This window comes from Baekduia sp., from assembly GCF_035685985.1.
Lineage (GTDB): Bacteria > Actinomycetota > Thermoleophilia > Solirubrobacterales > Solirubrobacteraceae > Baekduia.
In genome coordinates this window covers 77,241-100,360 of the sequence record NZ_DASRZV010000029.1, presented here as the reverse complement: position 1 = coordinate 100,360, position 23,120 = coordinate 77,241, and the positions used below count along the sequence as shown (strand labels likewise).

Annotated in this window: 22 protein-coding genes; 4 read left to right on the top strand and 18 right to left on the bottom strand. The window is 70.7% G+C overall.

From position 1 onward, the window contains the following. Positions 1–71: 71 nt before the first annotated feature. The 11 genes from VFG42_RS19725 to VFG42_RS19675 form a co-directional block, all read right to left on the bottom strand. Complete coding sequence (locus VFG42_RS19725; RefSeq protein ID WP_324910501.1) at positions 72–1,067, bottom strand: hypothetical protein; 996 nt, start codon at positions 1,065–1,067, stop codon at positions 72–74. Positions 1,068–1,160: 93 nt separating this feature from the next. Further along, positions 1,161–2,630 (bottom strand): NAD-dependent succinate-semialdehyde dehydrogenase, encoded by a 1,470-nt coding sequence (locus VFG42_RS19720; RefSeq protein WP_324910500.1) that lies wholly within the window; start codon positions 2,628–2,630, stop codon positions 1,161–1,163. Beyond that, positions 2,627–3,496 carry a fumarylacetoacetate hydrolase family protein gene (locus tag VFG42_RS19715; RefSeq protein ID WP_324910499.1) on the bottom strand — a complete coding sequence of 290 codons (870 nt, stop codon included), beginning with the start codon at positions 3,494–3,496 and terminating at the stop codon, positions 2,627–2,629. The genes VFG42_RS19720 and VFG42_RS19715 overlap by 4 nt, the downstream gene beginning before the upstream one ends. Beyond that, positions 3,493–4,872 carry a hypothetical protein gene (locus tag VFG42_RS19710; RefSeq protein WP_324910498.1) on the bottom strand — a complete coding sequence of 460 codons (1,380 nt, stop codon included), beginning with the start codon at positions 4,870–4,872 and terminating at the stop codon, positions 3,493–3,495. The genes VFG42_RS19715 and VFG42_RS19710 overlap by 4 nt, the downstream gene beginning before the upstream one ends. A gap of 23 nt (positions 4,873–4,895) precedes the next feature. After that, complete coding sequence (locus VFG42_RS19705) at positions 4,896–5,348, bottom strand: DoxX family membrane protein (RefSeq protein WP_324910497.1); 453 nt, start codon at positions 5,346–5,348, stop codon at positions 4,896–4,898. A gap of 5 nt (positions 5,349–5,353) precedes the next feature. After that, positions 5,354–6,220, bottom strand: a complete 867-nt coding sequence (locus VFG42_RS19700; RefSeq protein ID WP_324910496.1) for a VOC family protein — start codon at positions 6,218–6,220, stop codon at positions 5,354–5,356. Positions 6,221–6,232: 12 nt separating this feature from the next. Next, positions 6,233–7,336, bottom strand: coding sequence for a zinc-binding dehydrogenase (locus tag VFG42_RS19695; protein ID WP_324910495.1), 1,104 nt, complete (start codon positions 7,334–7,336; stop codon positions 6,233–6,235). A 4-nt stretch (positions 7,337–7,340) separates the two neighbouring features. Next, on the bottom strand, positions 7,341–8,303 hold the full coding sequence (locus VFG42_RS19690; protein ID WP_324910494.1) for a hypothetical protein: 963 nt from the start codon (positions 8,301–8,303) through the stop codon (positions 7,341–7,343). After that, entirely contained in the window at positions 8,300–9,322 is a 1,023-nt protein-coding gene (locus tag VFG42_RS19685; protein ID WP_324910493.1) for a dihydrodipicolinate synthase family protein, read from the bottom strand. Before VFG42_RS19685 ends, VFG42_RS19690 begins: the two co-directional genes overlap by 4 nt. 3 nt (positions 9,323–9,325) lie before the next feature. Then, a complete protein-coding gene (locus VFG42_RS19680; RefSeq protein ID WP_324910492.1) occupies positions 9,326–9,655 on the bottom strand; it encodes a hypothetical protein in 330 nt (109 codons plus the stop codon). Continuing rightward, a complete protein-coding gene (locus tag VFG42_RS19675; protein ID WP_324910491.1) occupies positions 9,652–10,647 on the bottom strand; it encodes a VOC family protein in 996 nt (331 codons plus the stop codon). Before VFG42_RS19675 ends, VFG42_RS19680 begins: the two co-directional genes overlap by 4 nt. A 176-nt stretch (positions 10,648–10,823) precedes the next feature. On the opposite strand from VFG42_RS19675, the gene VFG42_RS19670 reads away from it, so the two are divergent. Next, a complete protein-coding gene (locus tag VFG42_RS19670; RefSeq protein WP_324910490.1) occupies positions 10,824–12,134 on the top strand; it encodes a glycine cleavage T C-terminal barrel domain-containing protein in 1,311 nt (436 codons plus the stop codon). A gap of 63 nt (positions 12,135–12,197) precedes the next feature. On the opposite strand, the gene VFG42_RS19665 is transcribed toward VFG42_RS19670, so the two are convergent. Continuing rightward, on the bottom strand, positions 12,198–12,974 hold the full coding sequence (locus VFG42_RS19665; protein WP_324910489.1) for an SDR family NAD(P)-dependent oxidoreductase: 777 nt from the start codon (positions 12,972–12,974) through the stop codon (positions 12,198–12,200). Between the two features lie 2 nt (positions 12,975–12,976). Then, complete coding sequence (locus VFG42_RS19660; RefSeq protein WP_324910488.1) at positions 12,977–14,251, bottom strand: cytochrome P450; 1,275 nt, start codon at positions 14,249–14,251, stop codon at positions 12,977–12,979. A 251-nt stretch (positions 14,252–14,502) separates the two neighbouring features. Here VFG42_RS19660 and VFG42_RS19655 point away from each other — a divergent pair, with 251 nt between their 5' ends. Then, entirely contained in the window at positions 14,503–15,306 is an 804-nt protein-coding gene (locus tag VFG42_RS19655; protein WP_324910487.1) for a Crp/Fnr family transcriptional regulator, read from the top strand. Positions 15,307–15,319: 13 nt separating this feature from the next. Here VFG42_RS19655 and VFG42_RS19650 read toward each other — a convergent pair whose 3' ends face one another. Together VFG42_RS19650 and VFG42_RS19645 are read right to left on the bottom strand one after the other, a co-directional pair. Next, positions 15,320–16,180: an LLM class flavin-dependent oxidoreductase gene (locus VFG42_RS19650; RefSeq protein WP_324910486.1), complete on the bottom strand. Its 861-nt coding sequence runs from the start codon at positions 16,178–16,180 to the stop codon at positions 15,320–15,322. Next, positions 16,180–17,388, bottom strand: coding sequence for a cytochrome P450 (locus VFG42_RS19645; RefSeq protein WP_324910485.1), 1,209 nt, complete (start codon positions 17,386–17,388; stop codon positions 16,180–16,182). Before VFG42_RS19645 ends, VFG42_RS19650 begins: the two co-directional genes overlap by 1 nt. Before the next feature lie 155 nt (positions 17,389–17,543). Here VFG42_RS19645 and VFG42_RS19640 point away from each other — a divergent pair, with 155 nt between their 5' ends. Further along, complete coding sequence (locus VFG42_RS19640) at positions 17,544–18,332, top strand: Crp/Fnr family transcriptional regulator (RefSeq protein ID WP_324910484.1); 789 nt, start codon at positions 17,544–17,546, stop codon at positions 18,330–18,332. Between the two features lie 71 nt (positions 18,333–18,403). After that, positions 18,404–19,696, top strand: a complete 1,293-nt coding sequence (locus tag VFG42_RS19635; protein ID WP_324910483.1) for a hypothetical protein — start codon at positions 18,404–18,406, stop codon at positions 19,694–19,696. Positions 19,697–19,705: 9 nt separating this feature from the next. On the opposite strand, the gene VFG42_RS19630 is transcribed toward VFG42_RS19635, so the two are convergent. The 3 genes from VFG42_RS19630 to VFG42_RS19620 are packed head-to-tail and all read right to left on the bottom strand — an operon-like array spanning position 19,706 to position 22,979. After that, a complete protein-coding gene (locus tag VFG42_RS19630; protein WP_324910482.1) occupies positions 19,706–20,272 on the bottom strand; it encodes a carboxymuconolactone decarboxylase family protein in 567 nt (188 codons plus the stop codon). Beyond that, on the bottom strand, positions 20,269–21,804 hold the full coding sequence (locus VFG42_RS19625) for a long-chain fatty acid--CoA ligase (RefSeq protein ID WP_324910481.1): 1,536 nt from the start codon (positions 21,802–21,804) through the stop codon (positions 20,269–20,271). Before VFG42_RS19625 ends, VFG42_RS19630 begins: the two co-directional genes overlap by 4 nt. After that, positions 21,804–22,979 carry a homogentisate 1,2-dioxygenase gene (locus VFG42_RS19620; RefSeq protein ID WP_324910480.1) on the bottom strand — a complete coding sequence of 392 codons (1,176 nt, stop codon included), beginning with the start codon at positions 22,977–22,979 and terminating at the stop codon, positions 21,804–21,806. Before VFG42_RS19620 ends, VFG42_RS19625 begins: the two co-directional genes overlap by 1 nt. Between the last annotated feature and the right edge of the window lie 141 nt (positions 22,980–23,120).

Sequence of the window (23,120 nt, the reverse complement as noted above, 5' to 3'; positions counted from 1 at the left end):
ACGTCTGCTCTCCTGGTTCTAGGACTGCGAAAGCGGCGACGCTACGGCGGGATCGGGCGCGTGGCCGTGATCTAGGTCCCGGCCGCGGGACCACCCGTCTCCGGGACGATCAGATCCCGGAGCTCGATGGGATCGAGGGCCGCCATCAGCTCGGCCGGGCGCCCTTCGAAGTCCTCGGGCAGGTGGAAGACCTCGCCGAGCGACTGCGGCTCCTCGTCGGCGAGCAACCCCAGCTCGGTCGCCGCCGTCAGCTCCAGCATCACCCCGCTCGGGGTCCGCACGAAGCACGACGAGTAGTAGCGGTCCGACTTGGGCTCGGAGACGTCGCAGTAGCCGAGCCCTTCCAGCCAGTCCTTCACCTCGAGCAGGTTGGCGCACGTCCCGACGTCGAGCGCGAGGCGATGGACGGTCCCCGACCCGAACTTCCACGTCCCCGGCTCACGGCCAGGTTCATGGATCAGCTCGATCAGCCCGCTGCGCCCGCGGGCTCCACAGCGGAAGGCCAAGGCCGAGCCGTCGCGGCCGGCTTCCACCGCGCCCAGCCCATGCACCAGGAACTCCGACATCTCGTCGATCGCGAGCGTGGAGATCGTCGCACCGTGAACCCGGCGGATCGCGTTGCGCGCCGTGACACCCGCGACCTCCCACGGCGAGGAGGCGTCGACGGTCGGCGTCTCGACGAACGCGTACTCGATGCCACACGGATGGGCGAACAGCAGCCGCTCCCGCCCGAGCCACTCGGCTTCGGCCGTCCCGATCCCGAACGCGTCGAGGCGCCGGGCCCAGAACGGCAGGCTGCCCGGCGGTACCGCGAGGTTGATGACCTTGACCTGATTGGACCCGCGCCGGCCCTTGAACCCGACACGGCCGTAGGGCATCGTCGTCAGCAGCGATCCCGGATCCCCGCCCGCGTTGCCGTAGAACAGGTGGTAGACCGGGACCCTGCCGACGATGCGCACCGTCTTCTTGACGCTGCGCAGCCCGAGCACCTGCGTATGGAAGTCGTAGTCCTCCTGCGCGTGCCCCACCGCCAACGCGAGATGGTGCACGCCGCGAACCAGCCGCATTCGTTCTCCTTACCGATCAGCGGCGGACGCTAATACGACTCCGCGGGCCAACCAGTGACTACGGTCCTGGACCGTGGTGAGCGGTTCTCCCGCTCAGAGCCTCATGGCCACGTACTTGGTCTCGAGGTACTCGTCGATCCCCTCACGGCCGCCCTCCCGTCCGAAGCCGGAGTGCTTGACGCCGCCGAACGGCGCCGCGGCGTTGGACACGATGCCCTGGTTGAGCCCCACCATGCCCGTCTCCAGGCGCTCGGTCACCCTGAAGGCCCGCTCCAGATCGCGGGTGTACACGTACGCCACCAGACCGTAGTTGGTGCTGTTGGCCGCGGCGATCGCGGCGTCCTCATCGGCGAACGACAGCACCGGCGCGACCGGCCCGAAGATCTCCTCGCGCAGGAGCTCGGCGTCGGCGGGCACGTTGGACAGCACGGTCGGCCCGTAGAAGTACCCCGCGCCCTCGGGCACCCGCCCACCGACGAGAGCGCGCGCCCCGCGGCCGACCGCATCGTCGACCAGCGCCGCGACCTTGGCCTGCTGCGCGGCGTCGATCATCGGACCGACCTCGGTCGCCGCGTCGCTCCCCCGGCCGACGCGCATCGCGCCCATCCGCTCGGCGAGCAGCGTCGCGAACTCGTCCGCGACCGACGCCTGGACGTAGAACCGGTTGGCGGCGGTGCAGGCCTCCCCCATGTTGCGCATCTTGGCCAGCAGCGCGCCTCCGACGGCGTCTTCGAGATCGGCGTCCTCGAAGACCAGGAACGGCGCGTTGCCTCCGAGCTCCATCGACAGGCGCAGGAGGTTCGCCGAGCCCTGCTCCATCAGCCGGCGACCGACCTCGGTCGACCCGGTGAACGAGAGCTTGCGCAGTCGCGAGTCGGCGATCAGCGGGCCCATCGTCGCCCCGGCCTGCGACGACATGACGACGTTCAGCACGCCTCCCGGCAGGCCGGCCTCCTCCATGATCCGCACGAAGGCGAGCATCGACAGCGGGGTCTGCTGGGCGGGCTTGACCACCATGGTGCAGCCGGCGGCGACCGCGGGCCCGACCTTCCGTGTGCCCATCGCCAGCGGGAAGTTCCACGGCGTGATGAGCAGGCAGGGACCCACCGGCTGCTTCATCGTGAGCAGCCGCCCGCGCCCCGTTGGTGCGGCCGCGAACCGGCCGTCGATCCGCACCGCCTCCTCGGCGAACCACCGCAGGAACTCCGCGCCGTAGAGGACCTCGGCCCGCGCCTCGGCGAGCGGCTTGCCCATCTCCAACGTCATCAACAGGGCCAGCTCGTCGGAGCGGTCCATGATCGCCTCGAAGGCCCGGCGCAGGATCTCGCCGCGCTCGCGCGGCGCATGCTGCGCCCATGTCGGCTGGGCGGCGACCGCCGCGTCGAGCGCGGCCATCGCGTCGGCCGGCGACGCGTTCGCGACCTCACACAGATCCTCACCGGTGGCCGGGTCCTCGACCGCCATGGTCCCCTGCTCGCCGTCGCGCCACCGACCGCCGATGTAGAGCTGCCTGGGCACGGCGTCGAGCACCGCGCGCTCCTGCGCCCCGAGGAGCGAGGTCATGCCGCGACGACCGGGTTGGTCAGCTCGCCCAACCCGGTGATCCGGACCGTGACCGAGTCGCCGTCGCGCATGAACAGCTTCGGGTCCCGCGTCAGGCCGACACCGGCCGGCGTGCCGGTGGAGATGATGTCGCCGGGCACCAGCGTGATGACCGAGCTGATGTACTCGACCAGGCGCGCGATCGAGTGGATCATCAGGCCCGTCGACGTCGACTGCACGATCTCGCCGTTGAGGATCGTCTCCAGCTCCAGATCCTGCGGGTCCGGCACCTCGTCGCGCGTGACGAGCGCCGGGCCGCACGGACCCGAGGTGTCGAACGCCTTGCCCATCGTCCACTGCGGGCTGCCGAGCTGCAGGTCCCGGGCGCTGACGTCGTTCATGTTCATGTAGCCCGCGACGTGGTCGAGCGCGTCGGCCTGCGACACCCGCGACGCGGTCTTGCCGATCACGACCGCGAGCTCGCCCTCGTAGTCGACCTGGTCCGGGGCCGCGGCGGGCAGGACCACATCGGCCCCGTCGCCGACGAGGGCGTTGGGGAATTTCGCGAAGACCACCGGGTCGGGGACCGCGCCGACCACGTCCTTGGCCTCCTCGACGTGGTCGCGGTAGTTGAGCCCGATGCAGAGCACCTTCTCGGGATCGGGGATCGGCGGTCCGAGCACGACGTCGGCCAGCGCGATTCCGGCGTCGGCCCCCACGCGCTCGGCCTCGGACGCCAGCTTTCCCAGGTCCGTGGCCGACGCGGTGGCGATCAGCTCCTTCACGCTGCCCCACGTCCCGCCGCAGCGGTCCACGTCGACGACCGAGTCGCCGACCAGCACTCCCGGTCGCCAACCGTCGCCGTCGCGGTAGCTCACCAGCCTCATGCCGCGCCCCCGGCCGACACCACGCGCGGCAGCGTGCTGACGTCGATCTGCTCGTTGCGTGGCAGGTCGAGGATCGGGAAGGCCGACACGGTCGCGCGGATCTCCTTCTGGCGCGTGCCGGGCTCGCCCCACAGGACGCTGACCTCCGTGCCCGGCTCGCCGCACGCGACGTCGATCGGGCAGATCGAGATCATCTTCCGGTAGTAGTAGGAGTAGACGCGCCCCATCGACATGCCGACGTAGACGCCGTCCTTGAGGACCTGGTCGTTGTAGGCGCTCCAGCCCGGGTTCTCGAACGGGCTGTCGGTCGGGAAGCCGATGAGCTGGTGCTCCTCGCCGGGCTCGAAGTGCGAGCGGTAGGTGTCGAGGATGTCCTCGACGTTCCACTCCAACGTGACCATCTTCTTGGTGGGGTTGGCCTTCAACGGCTCGAGCGCCTCGCGGCCGACGAAGTCGTGGTCGAGCTTGACGAGGTAGTCCCAGCCCACGTCGACCGGGTTGATGTAGCGCTTGCGGAGGTCCGGCCCCATGCTGCCGTGGAGGTTCGGGTGCGTGGGCCACGACGGCGGCAGCGTCTCGCTGAGCCAGGCGCTCAGGCCGGGGTCGTCGTCGAAGGCGAGCTGGAAGTGGCCGATGCTCTGCGCGAAGCCGTTCTCGGTGTGCTGGAACGGGAACCAGGTCCCGAGGCTGAAGCGGCGGATGCCGAACTCCTGCCCGGCGGCCTCCAGCGCGTCGTAGACGGCGATCGCGTCCGCGATGTTGCCGCCGACCTCGTAGCTGAGGACGCCGGCCATGCCGATCCGCAGGACCTGCAGCTCGCCCGTCTCGACCGTCTGGTCGACGAGGCGCAGCCCCTGGCGGTGGCCGAGGTAGGGGATGTCGCGCAGCTCCTGGCCGAACGCCGTCTCGAGGACTTCCAACGAGCGCGGCCCCGCGACCTGGAAGACGAACACCTGACCGGTGAGGTCCTCGACCGTCGCGTTCCAGCGGCCGGTCGAGCCGTAGTAGGCCAGCGGCGGCGACAGGAAGTAGCTGAGGTACTCCTGCTCGCCGAGGCGCAGCAGCATCCCGTGCTCGATGATGTTGCCCGTCGGGGCGCACAGGATCGCGTGCGTCGACTTGCCGACCTTGAGGTTCTCGACGTTGTTGACGCAGACCTCGTTGAGCATCTTGGTGGCCTCGGGACCCGTCACGCGGAACGGCGCCGGGGGGTTGAGACCACCGTGGATGTAGCACGACTCCTTGAAGGACATGACCTCGTCCTTCCAGCCGGTGTAGGTCAGCGGGCTGAGGTGCCCGAACGTCGTGACGTAGGCGCCGACGGACGGATCGACCGGGATGTAGGGGCTGTGCTGCATGAAGGGTTGCGGGGTCATGTTCCTTCTCCGATCTTGGTTGCTCACCAGCGGCCGAGCGCGGGTGTGTCGGTCAGCGCCAGCGGCGCGTGTTGGGCTTGGTTCGTCCAGACGAGCAGCATCAGCAGCCCGCCCACGACGCAGACGTTCATGAGGAACTCGGTCCGCACCATCCGCCGCTTGCGCGGCTCGGTGTGGCGCCAGAAGGCATGGACTTGGACGGTCACCGGCAGCAGGTACGCGATCAGCGCGATCGCGGCGAGGTCGATCCAGACCCCGAGCACGATCCCGGCCGCAGCGACGGTCGCCACCACGCCCGCGAGCCGCACGACAGCCTCAGGCGGCCCCTTACCGGGGCGCGCGTTGCGGGCGACCTCCGCGACCAGCTCCGGGAAGCGGATCTGGCGCAGGCCGCCGTGGAGGAAGACCAGGGCCAGGAACACGCGCGCGACGACGAGCAGGACGTCGACGCCGGTGCTCGGATCGTTGGCGCCCACCGTCGTCAGGCCGGGATGCCGGCGCGCACCAGCGGGTGCTCCTGCTGGAAGAACACCTCCGGCGGCGCGACGCCCCAGCGGTTGACGGTCAGCGGGTCGGCCGGCCACGCGCCCGGCCGGTGGACGGCCTCGTCGTCGACCTGCTGGATGTCGGCCATGTACTCGACCATCGCGCCGGCGGGGTCGAGGAAGTAGGTGTACAGGTTGTTGCCGGGCCCGTGGCGGCCGGGACCGAAGATGAACTGCAGGTCGCGCGAGAGCAGCAGGTCGCCGAGCACGCCGAGGCTCGACCAGCCCTCCAGCTCGAAGGCGTAGTGGTGCAGCGAGGCGGCGCCGTCGACCAGCCCGATCCCGTGGTGGTCGGCGTTGCAGCGCAGCCAGCTCATCGCGTCGCCCATGCGGTCCGACACGCGGAAGCCGAGCGCCTCCTCCAAGAAGGCCTCGGTCTTGGAGATGTCCGGCGTCTTGAGCGTGACGTGGGCGAACTTCCGCGGGCGCACGCCGATGTGCGCGTACTTGGCGGGCTCCTCGGACGCGATGCCGTGGAAGACCTCGTACACGTGCCCCTCGGGGGAGGCGAACCGCAACGTCTCGGCGACGCCGGCCTCGTCGGCGCGGTTGGGCAGGATCTCGCCGCCGAGCCGCTCGACGCGCGCGCGGACGTCGTTCAGGGCCTGCCCGTCCGCGACCTGCAGCGCGACATGGTCCAGCCCGGCGGAGTCGGTGGCGATCAGCACGAGCTCGTGGTGGCGCTCGTTGCAGGTCAGGTAGACCGTGCTGCCGACGCGCTCGACCTCGCGCAGGCCCAGGACGTCCTGCGCGAAGGCCACGGAGGCGTCGATGTCGGTGACGCACATGCCCACCGAACCCATGCGGATGACCATCTACTTGTTCTCCTTGAGCGCCGAACCGGCGCGATCGTGTTCTGGCTCCCCGACCGTCAGCACGACACGGCCCAGGCCCTGGTCCGACTCGACTCGGGGATGCGCCTCGACGGCGCCTTCGAAGAGCGGGAAGGTGGCGTCGATCACCGGCCGCAGGCCGCCGTCGACCTCCTGCCAGGCACCGGCGACGCCGGCGCGGTTGGCCGTGCGGACTCCGAGGATGCTCTGGTTCGACGTGTAGAGGGACTGCAGGTCGAGCTCAGGGCGCTCCCCGACGAAGGCGCCCGAGATCACGACGCGCCCGCGCGGCGACAGGACGCCGAGCGTCGTGGCGAACAGGTCCTTGGCGCCGGTGTTGTCGATCACGGCCGTCACGCCGGCGCCGCCGGTCAGCCCCAGCACCTCGTCGCGAAAGCCTGGCTCCCGCCAGTCCAAGGCCGCTTCCACGCCCAGCGCTCGCAGGCCCTCGCGCTTGCCCTCGCTGCGCGAGGTCGCGATCACGCGCAGGCCCCGGTGCCGCGCCAACGCGATCACCATCGTCCCGGCCGCGGAGCCTCCGCTCTGGACCATCAGCCAGGTCCCTTCATCCAGCGGTCCGGCCGCGGCGAGCTGGTTGTAGGCCAACGGAGCCAGCAGGGCCAGCGCCGCGCCGTCGACGAACGACACGTCGTCGGCGAGGCGATGCAACTGCTTGGCGGGAACGAGCGAGTACTCCGCGTAGGCGCCCTGGCGGTGGATGCCCAGGAACTCGAGGCGGACGCATGCCTCTTCGGCTCCCGCCCGGCACGGCGCGCACTCGTCACACGGCACGACCGGGAACACGGCGACGCGATCGCCGACCGCATGGCCCTCGACTCCGGGACCGACGTCGGCGATGACACCCGCATGGTCGGCGCCGAGGACGTGCGGCGGCACGAGCTTGGCGAACGGGAGCCGCCCTGCCCGCGCCGCGATGTCGAGCGTGCGCCCGACGCTCACGGCGCGCACGGCGACGACGACCTCGCCGGCCCCGGGCACGGGGCGCGGGATCTCGACGACCTCCAGCACCTCGGGGCCACCGAACGCGTGGAAGCCCATCGCCTTCATCGTTTCCGGCGAGGCCATGTCCTCAGACCACCCGCGCGGATTCGATCTCCGCGATGTCGGCGCCGATCGAGTCCCCATCGCTCGCCACCAGCGCGGCGTAGGCGATCGACAGGTCCTGCTCGACGCTGCCGATCGACTTGTACACCGTGCGCGGACGCTCGTCGACGGGTTCCGAGAGGTACTCGCTCAGCAGGACCACCCGCTCGTGGTCGAGACCGTGCTCCCGTGCGTCGAGCAGGTCCCCGGACTCCTCGAGGGCATCCTCGGTGTCGACGATCAGGACGTCGGCGTCGGCGATGATCCGGCCGTCGATCTCGCGCTGGACCGGCAGCGTCGAGCTGATCGAGCTGATGTACTTGGTCTGGGGGTCGACGTCGTCGCGATCGAGCGCGACGCGCCCGCGCGTCAGCGTCCCGCACAGCACCATGTCGACGCCCGCGCACGCGTCGCGCGCCGAGGCTGCCGCCCTGATCGGGAACGGCAGCTCGTCGTCCAGCGTCTCGACGAACGCCCGCCGGCTCTCCTCACGCGGGCTGAACACGGTCACCGAGGTGATCCGGCACACCGACGCCAGCGCACGGATGCCGTCGGTGGCCTGCAGCCCGGTGCCGATCACCGCGACGCTGATCGGGTCGTCGTCCCAGAAGTGGTGCGCGGCCGCGGCCGCGGCCGCGCTCGTGCGCGCGACCGTGAGATGCGCCGCGTCGACCGCCGCCAAGGGCTCACCGGTGCTCAGCCGGTAGAGCGTCGTCAGGTAGCGGATCGTGTCGCCGATCATGTGGAACGCCTTGAACCCGAGCAGGTCGTGGTTCGGGAGCACCCCGCTCATGATCCGCAGCCAGCCGCCCTCGACCCGGACGATCGAGCGGGCCTTGGCGCCCTCCGGCGCGTCGCGGTCGGCGCGCAGGTCGTCGGCGAGCCGGTGGACGGTCTCCGGGAACAGCGCGGCGCGGCGTACGTCCTCGTCGCGGAGGATGCGCGTCAACGCGGGTTCCGCCCGACGAAGAACGCGGAGTCCGGCTCGTCGGTCACGTCCAGGCCGGCCTGGATCGCCGCCGCGCGGAGCTGTCGCATCTGCGCGTCGTCGAGCCGCATCTGCGGGCTGCGGATCGGACCGCCGTTGAAGCCGTTCAGCCACCCCTGGTACTTCCACACCAGCCGGTGCACGAGCGAGGTCCCCTGCACGGCGCCCCAGTTGATGGTGCCGTTGACCAGGCGGAGCGGATGGAGGCGCCAGTAGATCTCCATGGCCTCTTCGTACTTGTCCTCCTGGAGCAGCTTGAAGTACTTGGGCAGCTCGCCGCCCATGGCCTCGTAGTTGGAGGTCCCCATCCACTGCATGCCGTAGTTGCGCTGCCAGATCGGCGCGTTGGGCTCCAGCGGATCGGTCACGACGACGCGATCGCCGTAGCGCTCGAAGATCTGCGCCACGCCGGCGGCGGACGGCAGGCCGATCTCGGTCTTGACCGCCATGACGTTCGGCGCGTCGTCGATCAGCCGACCGATCAGGTCGGGGTTGAAGTCGCTCGGGTGCAGCCGGCGGAAGTTCCACAGGTTGATCGCGAAGATGATCAACCCCAGGTTGGAGGAGTCAGCGAGCTTCTTGGTGTACTCGTAGACCTCGTCCTCGCTCGTCGGATAGAACATGAGCGGGTACGAGCAGAGGATCCCGTCCACGCCCGCGGCCTCCGAGAGCTGCGCGAGCCGGACGTTGTCCTCCAGCGTCGCGAGGGCCCCGTGCGCGATCGTGTGCAGCTCGCCGGCCGCCTCGTCCACGACGATCTCGGTGACGCGCTCGAGCTCTTCGAACGTGGTCCCGCACTCCGACACGATCAGGACGCCGGACATGCCGAGCTCCTTCTCGCGCCGCACGTCGTGCCGGATCGCGTCCTCGTTGATGTCCTTCAGGTCCGACGTGAAGGTGGGCAGGATGCACCCGCACTGCCCCTTGAGGTTCTCGAGGGCCCAGGACCGGGCCTCCCCCGCACCGAATGCTCGCGGCATCAGCTAGTTCCTTTCCGTGTTGAACGAGACGACGCCCGGCGGGCACTGCCACGTGTAGATCTCGACCTCCCGATCGCCAACGATCAGGTAGGGGTCCCGCTGGACCAGCGCGCGTGTCTTCTCGACGTCGCAGGCGTAGAAGCACAGCCCGCCGCCGCCCACGAACCGGCCGTTGTGCAGCAGCTCCCCAGCGGCACGCATCTCGGCGAGGAACGCGCGGTGGCCGGCGAGCAGCTCCCGGCGCCCGTCCTCGTCGAGGTCTGGGGCGCCGGCCGGCCGCTCCTGCTGGTAGACGACGACCGTGTAAGACTCGAAGTCGTCGTATCCGCTCACGCGTGGCTCGCGGTGATCTGGTCGGCTTCGGGGAGGTCGGCCTCCCCGCCGGGGAACAGCTCGCGAAGGGACGCGGGCAGCGCGAGCGAGCGGTACATCTCGAAGCCACCGGTCTCGCTCACCCCTCCGACCCAGCGCCGCGTCTCCCAGTCGGGCTGGTAGTTGCGGTAGCCGCCCGAGAACAGCTCGACGCGGTGGTTGCTGCCCGGATCGCGGAAGTAGACGTAGGTGTTCTCGCCGTGGCCGTGCTTGGCCGGGCCGAACTCGATCGGCACACCGCTCTCGATCACGATGTCGGTCGAGCGGAAGATGTCGATGGGGTTGTCGACCCAGTAGGCGACGTGGTGCGTGCGGCCGCGGTGGCCGGGATCCACGACGAGGCCGTGATCGTGCGCCTGCTCGTTGTTGCTCATCGCGGCGAAGAACGGGAACTCGGCGTCGGCGGTCGGCTGTGCGGCCTCCATGAAGCGCGTGCCGAAGACCTCGGCCCAGAAGGCGACGTCGTCGTTGATCGCCGGCGTGCCGACCGTCACGTGGTCGATCTGCCGGACCGCGGCGCCCGTGGCGCCGATCCTCTGTGGGCGGATCGGAAACGACGACTGCTGATCGTTCGGAGCCTCGTAGCGCTCGACCTCCCAGAAGATCTCGTGCAGGTGCCCGCCCGGCGACCGGTAGCGGTAGGCGGGGCCGTGCCCGGCGCCGTCCTCGTGCCAGCCCTCGCCCAGACCGCGGGCCTCGAGGCGGCGCACCGCCTCCTGCAGCTCCTCCTCGCCCGCGGCGCGCCACGCGATGTGCGCGAGATGCGGCTCCGCCGCCTCGGTGATCACCAGGCTGTGGTGGAAGTGCTCGCCCCACGCGCGCAGGTAGGCCGACCCGCCGGCCTGCTCGGTGACCGACAGCCCGAGCACGTTGGTGAAGAACTCCAGCGACTCGCTGGGCTTGGGGCTGTGCAGCTCGACATGGGCGAGCTGCGAGATGAGACCACGGAACACGGGACGGACCTCCTCCTGAGCATCCTTCGAGAGACGTGACGACACGGCTCGCATCGTGGATGACGGCGCCCTCGACGTTGGTGACCGAGGTCACGACCTGCGTCGTTGTCCCGGGCGCGGGCACAGAGGACAGAAGTCACAGCCGGTGCCGGCGACCAGACCTACCTTGCCGCGCCATGACGAACCCGACCATCGAGGCCCTCCGGCGTCCCATCCAGGGCTACCTCACCGACTCGTGGGGCATGTACGAGAACACCGGCTGGATCGACGAGCAGCTCTCGTGGAAGACCACGTGCTACATCGGCGACTGGTCGGGCATGCCCAAGGGCCGGCTGACCGGGCCCGACGCGCTCAAGCTGCTCTCCGACACGTCGGTCAACACCTTCGAGTCGTTCCCCGTCGGCCGCGCGAAGCACATCGTCCAGTGCGACGAGCGCGGCAAGATCATCGGCGAGGGCATCGCGATGCCGGTCGGCGAGCAGGAGTACCTGCTGCACTCGACGCCGATGTGGGTCGCTCACCACGAGGTGCAGACCGGCCGCTACGACGCCCGGCACGAGCCGGCCGACATGTTCCTCTTCCAGGTCTCGGGGCCGACCGCCATCCACGCGATCGAGAAGGTCTGTGGCGAGAGCGTGCGCGACATCAAGTTCATGCACTTCCGCAACGTGACGATCGCCGGCCACGAGGTCATCGCGCTCCGCCAGGGCATGGCGGGCGAGGTCGGCTTCGAGCTGCAGGGCCCCCGCGCGATCGCCCAGGAGGTCTACGACGCGGTGTGGGAGGCCGGGCAGGAGCTCGGCATGCGCAAGCTCGGCGGCCGCACCGTCATGCAGAACCACCTCGAGGCCTACTTCCCGACCGGCGGCAAGGACTACCTGCCCGCCGTCTTCACCGAGGAGATGTCGGGCTGGCGCGACGTCATCAGCCAGGTGTTCCCGATGATCTTCGACGTCGGCTTCCGGGTCGCCGGCAGCTACGAGTCCGACGACGTTCGTGACTGGTACCGCAGCCCGGTCGAGTTCGGTTGGGGCAAGAACATCAAGTTCGACCACGACTTCAAGGGCGCCGACGCCTTGCGGGTCGAGCTCGAGAGCCCGCGCCGGCTGCCGCGCACGCTCGTGTGGAACCCCGAGGACCTGATCGACGTGTACGCCTCGTTCTTCCGCAAGGAGGAGCAGCCGTACCACTTCATGGAGATCCCGATGGAGCCGCATTGGTACATGTGGACCGACCAGGTCCTCGCCGCCGACGGCACGCTCGTCGGCGAGACCACCTCGCGCGGGTACAGCTACTTCTTCCGCGAGATGATCTCGATCGCGACGATCGCCCCGTCGCACGCCGAGATCGGCACCGAGGTCACGGTGCTCTGGGGCAACCCGGGCGAGCCGCAGAAGCGCGTCCGCGCGAAGGTCGCGCCCGCGCCGTACAAGCCCGACAACCGCCGCGCGGATCTCACCGCGCTCCCGGCGACCGCAGCGGCATAGCCGCGGTCCCAGGCGGCCGGTCGCCAGGAGGAGCTGGCGACCGGCCGGAGGACCCTGGGCTCTCTAGACGAACGACATCCCGCCGTCGACGTTCAACGTCTGGCCGGTGATGAAGCTCGCCTCCGAGCCGGCGAGGAAGGCGATGCCGACCGCGGTGTCCTCCGGGCGACTGCGGCGCTTGACGCACTGCTGCGCCATGAAGCCCGCGAAGAACGCGTCGACCGCCGCCTCGTCCGGGAAGCCCGACAGCAGCGTGGCCGTCGGCGTCAGGCCCGGCATGATCACGTTCGCGGTGATCCCGTCCTCCCCCACCTCCCGCGCCAGGACCCGGGTGAAGCCGATGACGCCGCCCTTGGACGCCACGTACGCGGTCTGGCCGGCCGGACTGCCCATGTTGAACGTGCCTGACGACGTGTTGACGATCCGGCCGTAGCCCCGGCGTCGCATGTGCGGCACGGCGGCGCGGCAGCAGAGGAACGTCGTGTCCATGTTCGCTCTGGTCACCGTGTGCCAGACGTCGAGCGTCATGTCCGCGAACGGCACGAACGGGTAGATCGCGGCGAGGTTGACGAGCACGTCCAGGCGCCCATGGCGTGCGACGACGCCGTCGACCAGCGCGGCGACCTGCTCCTCCACGGTCAAGTCGGCGACGGCCGGCTCGGCGATCATGCCCGCGGAGGTCAGCTCGGCCGCGGCCGCCTCGGCCTTGGCCGCGTCGACGTCGGCCAGGACCACGGCGGCGCCGCGCGCGGCGAGCAGCTCGGCCGTCGCCCGGCCAATGCCCTGGGCGGCGCCGGTGACGATCGCGACCTGGCCGGCGTAGTCGTCGCGGGCGGGCATGGTCACCATGTGACGCGCTGGTGCAGGACGCCGCGGACGGTCAAGGCCGGGATGAACTCGAGCTCCTGGTCGAGGTCCGCCTTCAGGCTCGGCAGGCGGCGGTACAGCGTCTGCAGCGCGATCGCCGCCTCCGGGCGGGCGAGCGGCGCCCCGAGGCAGAAGTGCCGGCCGAGGCCGAAGGCCATGTGCTCGCTGAGGTTCGGCCGATGGATGTCGAACGCCAGGGGATCGGGGAACTTGTCCGGGTCCGTGTTCGCCCCGGACAGCGGCAGGCATACCATCGACCCGGCCGGGATCGGGACCCCGCGGACCTCGGTGTCCCTGGTCGTGCGCCGGAAGAGGTGGATCGCGATCCCGGTCCGCCGCAGGCCCTCCTCGACCAGGTTCGTCCACAACGACTCGTCGGCGCGAACCTCCGCCAAGAGACCGGGGTCGGCGGTGAGCTGGCGGACGACGCTCGCGATCAGGTTCGCCGTGGTGTCGGTGCCCGCGACCGTGATGCCGACCATGTGCGAGAGGACAGCCTCGTCCGACAACAGGGGCGCGCCGGCGTCGTCGGTCAGCTGCAGCAGCGCGGAGGTGACGTCGTCGCCGGGGTTGCGGCGCCGCTCCGCGACCATCTCGAGGTAGGTGGTGTAGGCGCCGTGCATCCGCTGGTAGGCCGCGACCACCTCCTCCTCGGGCCGCGTGAGCTGCCCGGGCTCGGCGTCGATCGGCGCCATCAACCCGAACACGTCGCCGATCCAGGCGTGGAAGCCCGGCAGCTGGTCGCGGGGCAAGCCGATGAGGTCGCCGACCACCGACAAGGTCAGCTGGTAGGCGAAGTCCTGGAGGAGGTCGCAGCTGCCCTCGTCCACGAACGCGTCGATCAGCGCGTTGGCCTTGGCCTCGATGTCGTCCGCCGCCGCGGCGATGCGCGGTCGCGTGAACGTGCGCTGCTGCGCCTTGCGCTGCACCGTGTGCGCCGGCGGGTCGAGGATCAGCGCCATCGTCCCGATGATCACCTGCGCCGCGCGCTCGTACTCCTCCGGCACGCGGTCCCGAAGATCCGCACCGATCGGCAGCGCCTTGTAGGCGTTGGACGAGAACGTCTCGAAGTCGTTGATGACCGCGCGCATGTCGTCGTAGCGCATCACCACGTAGGCGCCGAGCGGCGGATGAAAGCCCACCGGCGTCTCCCGCATCAGGTCCTGGAGCGCGGCCGGCGGATCCTTCAGGTACTCGGGGGAGAACGGCTCGAACCCGTCGAGCGTCGGCGCGGCCACGTGGGTTGACATGGCCCGACGCTACGGGCCGTGCGCGCGCCGAAGCTGTGACCTGAGTCCTGAGCCGTGGTGCGGACCCAGGTCACGGAACCCTGCCCGTCCTCGGTGAGACCCTGCGCCGTCGGGCGAAGGAGGGCCCACCTCGGAGGCGCGCAACGGGAGCGCTTTTCGGGGTTCTTTCCGTCCTTGTCCGAGACTGATGGTCAGGTCACGGCGTGCGGACGTCCCCACTCGAAGCGCGCCACGGGTTGAAGGAGGAGAGCATGGACACAGTCGTCGGGTCTCAAGGCTCGAACGCGCTGGACGGGTTTCCACCGATGGTCGTCGACGCCTGGGAGGACAGCTTCCTGGCGCGGCTGCCGCAGGCCTCGGTCGCGCGGCTCGTCGATGGAGCGCGTGTCGCGCGGCTCGATGCCGGCGAGATCTTCTACCGCGGCGCGTTCCACGAGGAGACGGCGACCCTGGCGCTCGTCGTCGATGGCCTGGTGCGCATGTACATGAAGTCGGCCGACGGTCGCCAGGTGACGCTGCACTACGCCTCCCCGGGCTCGATGATCGGGCTGCCCGCGTGCCTGCTCGCCGTCGGTGAGGCGAGCGGGGGCGGCGCGCTGGAGCGCTTCCGGATGCTCGGCGGCGAGGCGCTCGACGGCGAGGCGATCCGCGACAGCGTCATCCTCCGCCTGCGCCCGGCGTGCTGGCGCACCGCCGTGCAGCAGGACCCGGCCGTCGCCGCGACGCTCGCCGTGCACCTCGCCGAGCGCCTCTCGCAAGCCCACAAGACGCTGGCGGCCGACCTGTTCCTTCCGGTGCGCTCGCGTGTTGCCGGGCACCTGCTCAACCTCGCCGAGCGGGACGGCCACGCGCTGATCGTGCGCAGCAACCACCAGAGCATCGCCGCGTCGATCGGCTCGGTGCGCGAGGTCGTCTCGCGCACGCTCAAGCGCATGGAGAACGACGGCCTCGTCGAGAGGATCGACGGCGCCTACGGGTGCCTGCGGCTCATCGATCCGGCAGCGCTGCACCGCTTGGCCTCCAACGCCGACGACGGCGCGCTGCACGCCGCCTGATCGCCCAGCGCGCTCAGATGAGCAGGAGCTCGGCCAGCGCTTCGAGCTGGTCGAGCCCGGCGCTGGTCGGAAGGAACGCCAGCTCATCCGCGCCGGCCGCCGCGAAGGCCGTGACCGCCGCCGTCACCGCCTCCTCGTCGGTCGGCGCCGAGCGCACGACCAGCTCGGTCGCCGGGCCGAGGAACGCGAAGTAGTCGCGCAGGAACCCCTCGGCCGCCGCGACGTTCGCGGCGCCGAGGCCGAAGTAGCGCTGGGCGGTCAGCAGCGGGCGCCCGCCGCGCCCGGCCGCCGACCACGCCTCACGAACCGCCCCCGCACCCGCGGCGAAGTCCTCGGGGCGCCCGACCGCCATGGTCCAGCCGTCCGCGTACCGGGCGACCCGGCGCCACGTCGGCTCGCCGCTGCCGCCGATCATCAGCGGCAACTGCCCGCCCGCAGGCCGGGGTCCGATGGCGGCGCGCTCCGCGTCGGCTCCCGACCAGACGGCGAGCATCTCGTCGAGCATCGCCTCCAGCCGTGCGTGTCGTCCTCGATGCTCGGTCCCGGCGAGCCGGTAGTCGATCTCGCGGTCACCGACGCCGACGCCCGCGACCAGACGGCCGTCAGCCAGGACCTGCACCGTGGCCAGCTGCTTGGCGAGCTGCCCCGCGCTGCCCCGGTTGGGCACGAGGACGACGCTGAGCCGGAGGCCGATCCGCGACGTGACGGCGCCGAGCGCCGCGGCGACGGCCAGCGGCTCGAGCTGGTCGTACGCGAAGCGATCGGTGATGACCAGGGAGGAGAACCCGAGCTCCTCCGCCCGGCGCGCCCACGCAAGGAGATCACGCGAACGCGCTCCCGGGACATGGGACGGCACCCCGACGGCGATGTCCATCAGCGGATCTTCACCACCAGCTTGGTGAACCCCGTCAGCATCAGCCCGGTCGTGACCTCCGGCGCCTCGGCGAGCTCGATCTCGGCGGTCGACGCCAGCAGCTCCTCGAGCGCCACCTGCAACTCGAGCCGCGCCAACGGCGCACCGAGGCACTTGTGGATGCCGTGGCCGAACGCGAGGTGCTTGTTCGGCGAGCGGTCGATGATGCACGCCTCCGGATGGGGGAAGGCCTTGGGGTCCCGGTTGGCCGCCCCGTAGTTGAGCGCGATGAGGTCCCCTTCGTGGATCGTGCGACCACCGAGCTCCATGTCCGTGCCCGCGCGACGGCACAGCTCGGGCAGCGGGGTCTCGATCCGCAGGAACTCCTCGGCGGCGCTCGGGATCAGCTCGGGCTGGCGGCGCAGGCGCATCTGGATGTCGGGGTTGGTGGCCAACCGGTAGATCGCGCTGCCCAGCGCGTCCGCGGTCGTGGCGTGGCCCGCGGCGATCATCTGCACGCCGATCTGGATCACGTCCTCGTCGGCCAGCGGCTGTCCGTCGATCTCCATCGCCATCGAGCCGCTGAGGAGGTCCTGCTCCGGGTCGAGCGGATGCTCGCGCCGCTCGGCGACGACCCGCGCGATGTGGGTGCTGAAGACCTCGAAGATGACCTCACCGACCCGCTGTGGGTCCCAGCCCATCTGCTCGAAGCCCGCGATGTGTGCGACCAGATCGGTGTAGGCCGCGTCCGGCAGGTTCATCAGGACGCCCAGGGCCCGCGCCGGCAGCGGCTGGCAGAGCGCCGGGATGACGTCGCCGCCCTCGCCCGCGATGAGCGGCGCCAGGTGCTCGCGCACGAACTCCCGCATCCGGGGCTCCAGCGCGTCCATCCGGTCCTGCGCGAAGTACTTGTTCAACATGCGCCGGTAGGGCGCGTGGTCGGGCGGGTTGAGCGAGATCGGGATCTGATGGCCGAACTCCGGGAGCGCCACGAACGGCGCGCCCGAGCGGAAGCGCCGGTGGTCGCGCGCGGCCGCTGTGATGTCGTCGAAGCGCGTCAGCGTCCAGAACCCGTCATAGCGGTCCGACCAGGCCACCGGGCACCGCTCGCGCAGACGGTCGTACTCGGCCAGCCGCTGCGCCGAACGCGAGCCGGCCCCGCGCTCCCCGCCGCCGCGATCGGCCTCCGGGTCCCAGTCGACGGTGTTCAGGTTCGTCTCGTTGGCCATGAAGCGACGCTACGGCCGCCTCGATCGGGCCAGCCGTGACCTGGGTCACCGCCCACGGGCCGCCAACCCGGTTTCGTACGGAGTTCGGTACGTGCAAGGCTGGCCTGAGCCGCGTCCGCGTCCGGGACGCGCGGGTCTGAGGAGGAGGGGTCAAGATGCGGGATCGCACTTCAGGGGGCGGCCACGAGCCCGGCGTCGTCGACAGCCACGTGCGCGACGCGCTCGACGACAGCTTCATGGCGGGCTTCCCGCCCGCCGTCATCGAACAGCTCATGGTCGACGCCCGCATCCGCCGGATCGAGGCGGGCGAGGTGTTCTACCGCGGCGCCCACCACGACTCCACGCTCACGCTCGGGCTCGTCGTCGACGGCCTCGTCCGGATCCTGCTCAAGGAGCAGGCCGGTCGCCAGGTCACGGTCCGCTACGCACCGCCCGGGACCGTCGTCGGACTGCCGGCGGTGTTGATGGCGGGCCCGGGCACGCCCGCTTCCGCGGCGAAGATGTGGCAGCTGCTCGGCGGCGACGCCCGCGACGCGCAGGCGGTCCGCGACACGACGATGCTCCAGTTCAGGCCCGCGCGCTTCCGCGCGGTCGTCCAGCGCGACGCCACCGCCGCCTGGGCGTTGTCCCAGCACTTGGTCGGTCAACTCGCCGAGGCCCAGCTCCAGCTGGCCGCCGAGCTGTTCCTCCCGGTCCGCTCGCGGATCGCCAGCCACCTGCTCAACCTCGCCGAGCGCTCCGGGCGCGAGCTGGTCGTCCACAGCCGGCACGAGGCGATCGCGGCCGCGATGGGCTCGGTCCGGGAGGTCGTCTCGCGCGAGCTCAAGCGGCTGGAGCGCGACGGCTTCGTCGAGCGCGTGGGCGGACCGGCGGGCCACCTCCGGATCGTCGACAGCGCCGGGCTGCACAGGATCGCCCACGGTCACGTCGATCGCGCGGCCTGAGGATCGCGCACGCGCATCCGCTGTGACCCAGGTCATTTGCGGCGCCGCGATCACGGCCGAGGATGCGCGACATGACGACCGTGCACGAGCTCCGCCAGCCGCTGATCGGCGACACCTCCGGCCTGTGGGGCGGTCTGGAGTACACGACCTGGCAGGACGAGCAGCTGTCCTGGAAGACCGACTGCTACATCGGGGACTGGACCTTCCTCTGGGAGTGGCGCTTCACCGGGCCGGAGGCGCTCAAGCTCATCGCCGACCACTCCGTCAACAGCTTCGCCACGTTCGCCGTCGGCCAGGCCAAGCACACGATCCAGTGCGACGAGCGCGGCCAGATCATCCACGAGGGCATCGTGCTCCGCCTCGGCGAGGAGGAGTTCCTCAGCTTCGGCATGGGCGGGTTCTACCTGGCGCACCGCCTGCGGGCCGGCGGCTATGACGCCGAGGCCGTCTCCGAGGACTGGTTCAACTACCAGGTGTCAGGACCGAAGGCGCTGTTCGCCGTCGAGGCCGCCGCCGGCCAGAGCCTGCGCGACGTCAAGTTCATGCACGCGGGCGACATCACGATCGCCGGCCACCGCGTCAAGGCGATGCGCCAGGGCATGGCCGGCGAGATCGGCTACGAGCTGATCGGCGCGCGCGAGCATGGCGACGACGTCTACCAGGCGGTGCTCGCCGCCGGGCAGCCGTTCGGCATCCGCCGGATGGGCGCGCGGGTGGCGATGATCAACCACCTGGAGGCTTGCTTCCCGACGCTGACCTTCGACTACGTCCCGGCGATCCACGGGACGCCGTACTACGCGGAGCTCGAGGCGGCCCTGCCGTTCCTGTCGCAGCTGTTCCGCGTCAAGGGCAGCTTCGAGGGCACGGAGATCGCCGACTGGTACCGCAACCCCGTCGAGCTGGGCTGGGGCCGGAACGTCAAGTTCGACCACGACTTCGTCGGCCGAGACGCGCTGCAGCGCGAGGTCACCGCCCCGCGACGCGAGATCGTCACGCTGCGCTGGAACGCCGACGACGTCACCGACGTCTACCGCTCGCAGCTCTCGACCGACGGCCCGCGGTACCAGTACATGGAGATCCCCCGCGACCTCAAGGGCTACATGTGGGCCGACCGCGTCCTCCTCCCCGACGGCACCGATGTCGGCGTCTCGACGTCCCGCGGCTTCAGCGAGTACTTCAAGGAGATGCTCTCGCTGTGCACGATCGACGTCGCCCACACCGAGCCCGGCACGGAGGTCGTCGTCGTCTGGGGCGATCCGGGGTCGCCGCAGAAGGAGATCCGCGCGACGGTCGCGCCGGCGCCGTACAAGACGGACAACCGGCGCGCCGACGTCTCCGCCCTGCAGGCGCCTGCGCCTGCCTGACCAACGGGCTCAGGCGGTCGGGCGAAGCTTGAGGTAGGGCTCGTAGGCCGGTTCGACGGCGACGGCGAGGCCCTGCAGGACCCGGCCGACCAGCTCGTAGAACCCGCAGAGGAAGATCAACTCGACCGCGCCGGGCTCACCGAGCTCGGCGCGGACCGCCGCGAAGGTGGCGTCGTCGAGACCGAGGCGGTGCACCTTCTCGGCGCAGTCCAGCGCGACGCGCTCGTTCGCGCCGAAGCGGTCGCTGTCGCGCCAGCGTTCGAGCTCGGCGACCTTCTCGTCGGGAACGCCGGCCTTCTCGGCGAGGGCGCGGTGGTGCGACCACTCATAGTCCGAGCCGGTCAACTGCGCGTTGCGCAGGATCACCAGCTCGCGCAACGCGCGCGGGAGCGTGGCCTCGTAGCGCAGCGCGCGAGCCAGGCCGCTGTAGGCCTCCAACAACCACGGAGCGTTGGCCAGCACGCGATAGAGCGCGATCGGCTCGCGGCCTTCCGCGGCGAACGTCGCGAAGACCCGCTGAACGGCCGAGTCGGGATCGTCGAGCGCGACCAGCGGGACCCGCGCCCCGCCCGTCACGTCCCTGCGCCTTCCCCGCCGGTGAGCTGGTCACGGACCTCGCGACGCAGGATCTTGCCGTAGGCGTTCTTGGGCAGCGCGTCGACGAAGACGATGCGCTTGGGCTTCTTGAAGCTCGCCAGCCGGCTGCGGCACAGCGCGATCAGCTCGTCCTCGCTGGGGCGGTCGCCCGCCGGGGACACGACCGCGGCGACGACGCTCTCGCCCCACAGCTCGTCCGGCTCGCCGAAGACCACGACCTCGTCGACGGCGTCATGCTGGACCAGGACCTCCTCCACCTCGCGCGGGTAGATGTTCGTGCCGCCAGAGATGATGGTGTCCTTGCTGCGATCGAGCAGGAACAGCCGGCCGCGATCGTCGAACCGGCCGATGTCGCCGGTGTGCAGCCACCCGCCACGCAGCGCTGCCGCCGTGGCCTCGGGGTTGTTGCGGTAGCCGCGCATCACGGTGTCTCCGCGCACGCACACCTCACCTTCGGCGCCGACGGGCAGCGGACGGTCGTCGGCGTCGAGCACCGCGACCTCGACGCCCGCGTGCGCGACGCCGGCCGCGATCAGCAGGTCCGGCTCGTCCGTGCCAGGGGCGGCCGTGTCGAGGTAGGTGATGGTCATCGGCGACTCGCCCTGGCCGTAGATCTGCACGAAGGCCGGGCCGAAGCGCTGGACCATGCGGCGGGCGTGCTCGAGGTGGATCGGGGCGCCGCCGTACACCGCGCGGCGCAGGGACGAGGTGTCCGCGCCGGCCTCGTCGTCGGCGTCGAGCAGCATCACGATCATGGTCGGCGCCAGGAACGCGATCACGGTCACCGCCTCGCGCTCGATCAGCCGCATCACGTCGACAGCGTCGAACGAGGACCGGTCGTAGATCAGGTTCTCGGCGCCGCGGGCGATCGCGCCGAGCAGATACAGGCCGCCGCCGTGGGAGAGCGGCGCGACGTGCAGGACGACGTCGTCGGCGTGGAAGTCGCAGACGTCGGCCAGCTCCAGCCAGGTCATCGCGGTGAGGTTGCGATGCGTCAGCTCGGCGCCCTTCGGCCGCCCGGTCGTGCCCGACGTGTAGAACAACCATGCCACGGCGTCGTCGGTGACCTCGGCCGGCGCCTGGCCGGCGTCCCCACCGGCCAGGAAGGCGTCGAAGGCCGCGCCGGTCTCCAGCACGAGGTCGAGCCCGGGCGTGCCCGCCGCATCGACCAGCGCGGCCGAGGCGTGATCGTGGACGAGGGCCCGCGCGCCGCTGTCTTCCAGAATGACGGCGAGCTCGGGAGCGGCGAGCTTGGCGTTGACCGGCACGATCGTCATCCCGGCGGCGAACGCGCCGTACATGGCGATCACGCACTCCGGGCAGTTCTTCGCGAAGACCGCGACCCGGTCGCCGGGCTCGAGGCCGGTGGTCCGCAGGCCGGACGCGAACCGAGCTACCGCGCCGTCCAGCTCCGCGTACGTCATGCGCCGCTCGCCGTAGCGCAGAGCCGGACGATCCGGATGCAGCCGCGCGGTGCGGCTGAGCATCGTGGCGACGTTGACCATCGACATCAGTGCTTGCGCACCGCCTTGGCCTCGTCGGGGACCATCCCGACGTGCGTGCCGTAGAGGCTGGTGTAGAGCTGCACGTGCGGGTCCGGGAACCACGCCGCCTTGGCCGCGTCAGTCCAGTAGAGCTTCGACTTGGTGTCGAAGTTGAGCTTCATCTCGTTGATGCGACGCGGCGGGTTCGGCGGGAACGCGACCTCGCGCTTGAGCCCGGGGTGCGGCACCGTCCGCGGCAGCGACCACAGGTCACCCGCGCTCTCCGGCATGAACTCCGAGGCGTGTTGGAACCAGACCTCGTCGTAGTCGTTGAGGTGCGCCGGGGCGCCCATGCTCCCCTTCGGCGGCGGCGACGAGGGGAACGCCGGCGGCCCGAGGACATTGAAGAACCAGTTGTAGTCCTCGCCCCAGAGCACCGCGTTGGACGGCGGCGTCAGGAAGCCGTCGGCCGTCCCGATCGCCGGCATGTCCCAGACGTTGAGCTTGTAGACGACCGGGTCGCCGAGCCAGCCGACGACGTCGGAGCACGGGTCGAAGTCGTAGTCGAACCAGTGCCACCGCTCGTCGTAGCGCAGCCGCACACGCGTGGGCTCGCCGACGCCGCGATCGGGCGGCTCGGGCAGCTCCATCTGCGAGTACTCGCGGTAGAAGCCCGCGAAGCCGACCTTGTCCCAGAGCTCCTCGGCGAGGTGGACGGGCTGGTCCATTTCGAAGATCAGGATCGTGCCGGGCGCGCCCTCGGTGACCGGCGTCTCGCGGTAGATGATCCCGGCCGGGATCACGACGAAGTCGCCCGGCCCGACGTCGAACGGGCCGAACTCCGTCTCCAGCCGGTACTCGCCCTGGTGGTAGAAGCGGATCTGGTGGCGCTCGACATGACGCTCCGCGAACGGCGGCGCCAGCGTGCGGCCCGAGATCTTGATGGCGGCGTCAGGGCCCTCCATCAGCGTCAGCGGCTCACCGGCCGGATCGGTCGCGTCGCTGGGTGCGAGCGCGCCGAGCGCGAGCCCCTGGAACAGCAGCGCCGGGTCGGAGACCGCGACCGGGTGCGCGGTGTTGCGACGGCGGTAGAGCGACGCCCAAGGGCCGTAGAAGCCCTTGACGGTGTACACCTCGTCGAGGAACTCGCTCATGCCCGAGGGCGGGTGCGGGACGTGCCCGCGGCGCAGAACCGATGCCATGTGGTCTCCGTGGTCGAGGGGAAGGCGGCGTCACGCTAGGCCAGACGAACGGCACCGGCAGTGACCTGGATCATGAGCGCGGACCCGGTGGACCCGTCGCCGGTGACGCGGAGGGGCCGCGGGAGAGGTGAGACAGCCCTC

What these genes read in the sequence shown, in the direction of transcription:
- VFG42_RS19725 (WP_324910501.1), bottom strand. Translation starts at nt 1,067, where the DNA reads ATGCGGCTGGTTCGCGGCGTGCACCATCTCGCGTTGGCGGTGGGGCAC.
- VFG42_RS19720 (WP_324910500.1), bottom strand. Translation starts at nt 2,630, where the DNA reads ATGACCTCGCTCCTCGGGGCGCAGGAGCGCGCGGTGCTCGACGCCGTG.
- VFG42_RS19715 (WP_324910499.1), bottom strand. Translation starts at nt 3,496, where the DNA reads ATGAGGCTGGTGAGCTACCGCGACGGCGACGGTTGGCGACCGGGAGTG.
- VFG42_RS19710 (WP_324910498.1), bottom strand. Translation starts at nt 4,872, where the DNA reads ATGACCCCGCAACCCTTCATGCAGCACAGCCCCTACATCCCGGTCGAT.
- VFG42_RS19700 (WP_324910496.1), bottom strand. Translation starts at nt 6,220, where the DNA reads ATGGGTTCGGTGGGCATGTGCGTCACCGACATCGACGCCTCCGTGGCC.
- VFG42_RS19695 (WP_324910495.1), bottom strand. Translation starts at nt 7,336, where the DNA reads ATGGCCTCGCCGGAAACGATGAAGGCGATGGGCTTCCACGCGTTCGGT.
- VFG42_RS19685 (WP_324910493.1), bottom strand. Translation starts at nt 9,322, where the DNA reads ATGCCGCGAGCATTCGGTGCGGGGGAGGCCCGGTCCTGGGCCCTCGAG.
- VFG42_RS19670 (WP_324910490.1), top strand. Translation starts at nt 10,824, where the DNA reads ATGACGAACCCGACCATCGAGGCCCTCCGGCGTCCCATCCAGGGCTAC.
- VFG42_RS19665 (WP_324910489.1), bottom strand. Translation starts at nt 12,974, where the DNA reads ATGCCCGCCCGCGACGACTACGCCGGCCAGGTCGCGATCGTCACCGGC.
- VFG42_RS19660 (WP_324910488.1), bottom strand. Translation starts at nt 14,251, where the DNA reads ATGTCAACCCACGTGGCCGCGCCGACGCTCGACGGGTTCGAGCCGTTC.
- VFG42_RS19655 (WP_324910487.1), top strand. Translation starts at nt 14,503, where the DNA reads ATGGACACAGTCGTCGGGTCTCAAGGCTCGAACGCGCTGGACGGGTTT.
- VFG42_RS19650 (WP_324910486.1), bottom strand. Translation starts at nt 16,180, where the DNA reads ATGGACATCGCCGTCGGGGTGCCGTCCCATGTCCCGGGAGCGCGTTCG.
- VFG42_RS19645 (WP_324910485.1), bottom strand. Translation starts at nt 17,388, where the DNA reads ATGGCCAACGAGACGAACCTGAACACCGTCGACTGGGACCCGGAGGCC.
- VFG42_RS19640 (WP_324910484.1), top strand. Translation starts at nt 17,544, where the DNA reads ATGCGGGATCGCACTTCAGGGGGCGGCCACGAGCCCGGCGTCGTCGAC.
- VFG42_RS19635 (WP_324910483.1), top strand. Translation starts at nt 18,404, where the DNA reads ATGACGACCGTGCACGAGCTCCGCCAGCCGCTGATCGGCGACACCTCC.
- VFG42_RS19625 (WP_324910481.1), bottom strand. Translation starts at nt 21,804, where the DNA reads ATGTCGATGGTCAACGTCGCCACGATGCTCAGCCGCACCGCGCGGCTG.
- VFG42_RS19620 (WP_324910480.1), bottom strand. Translation starts at nt 22,979, where the DNA reads ATGGCATCGGTTCTGCGCCGCGGGCACGTCCCGCACCCGCCCTCGGGC.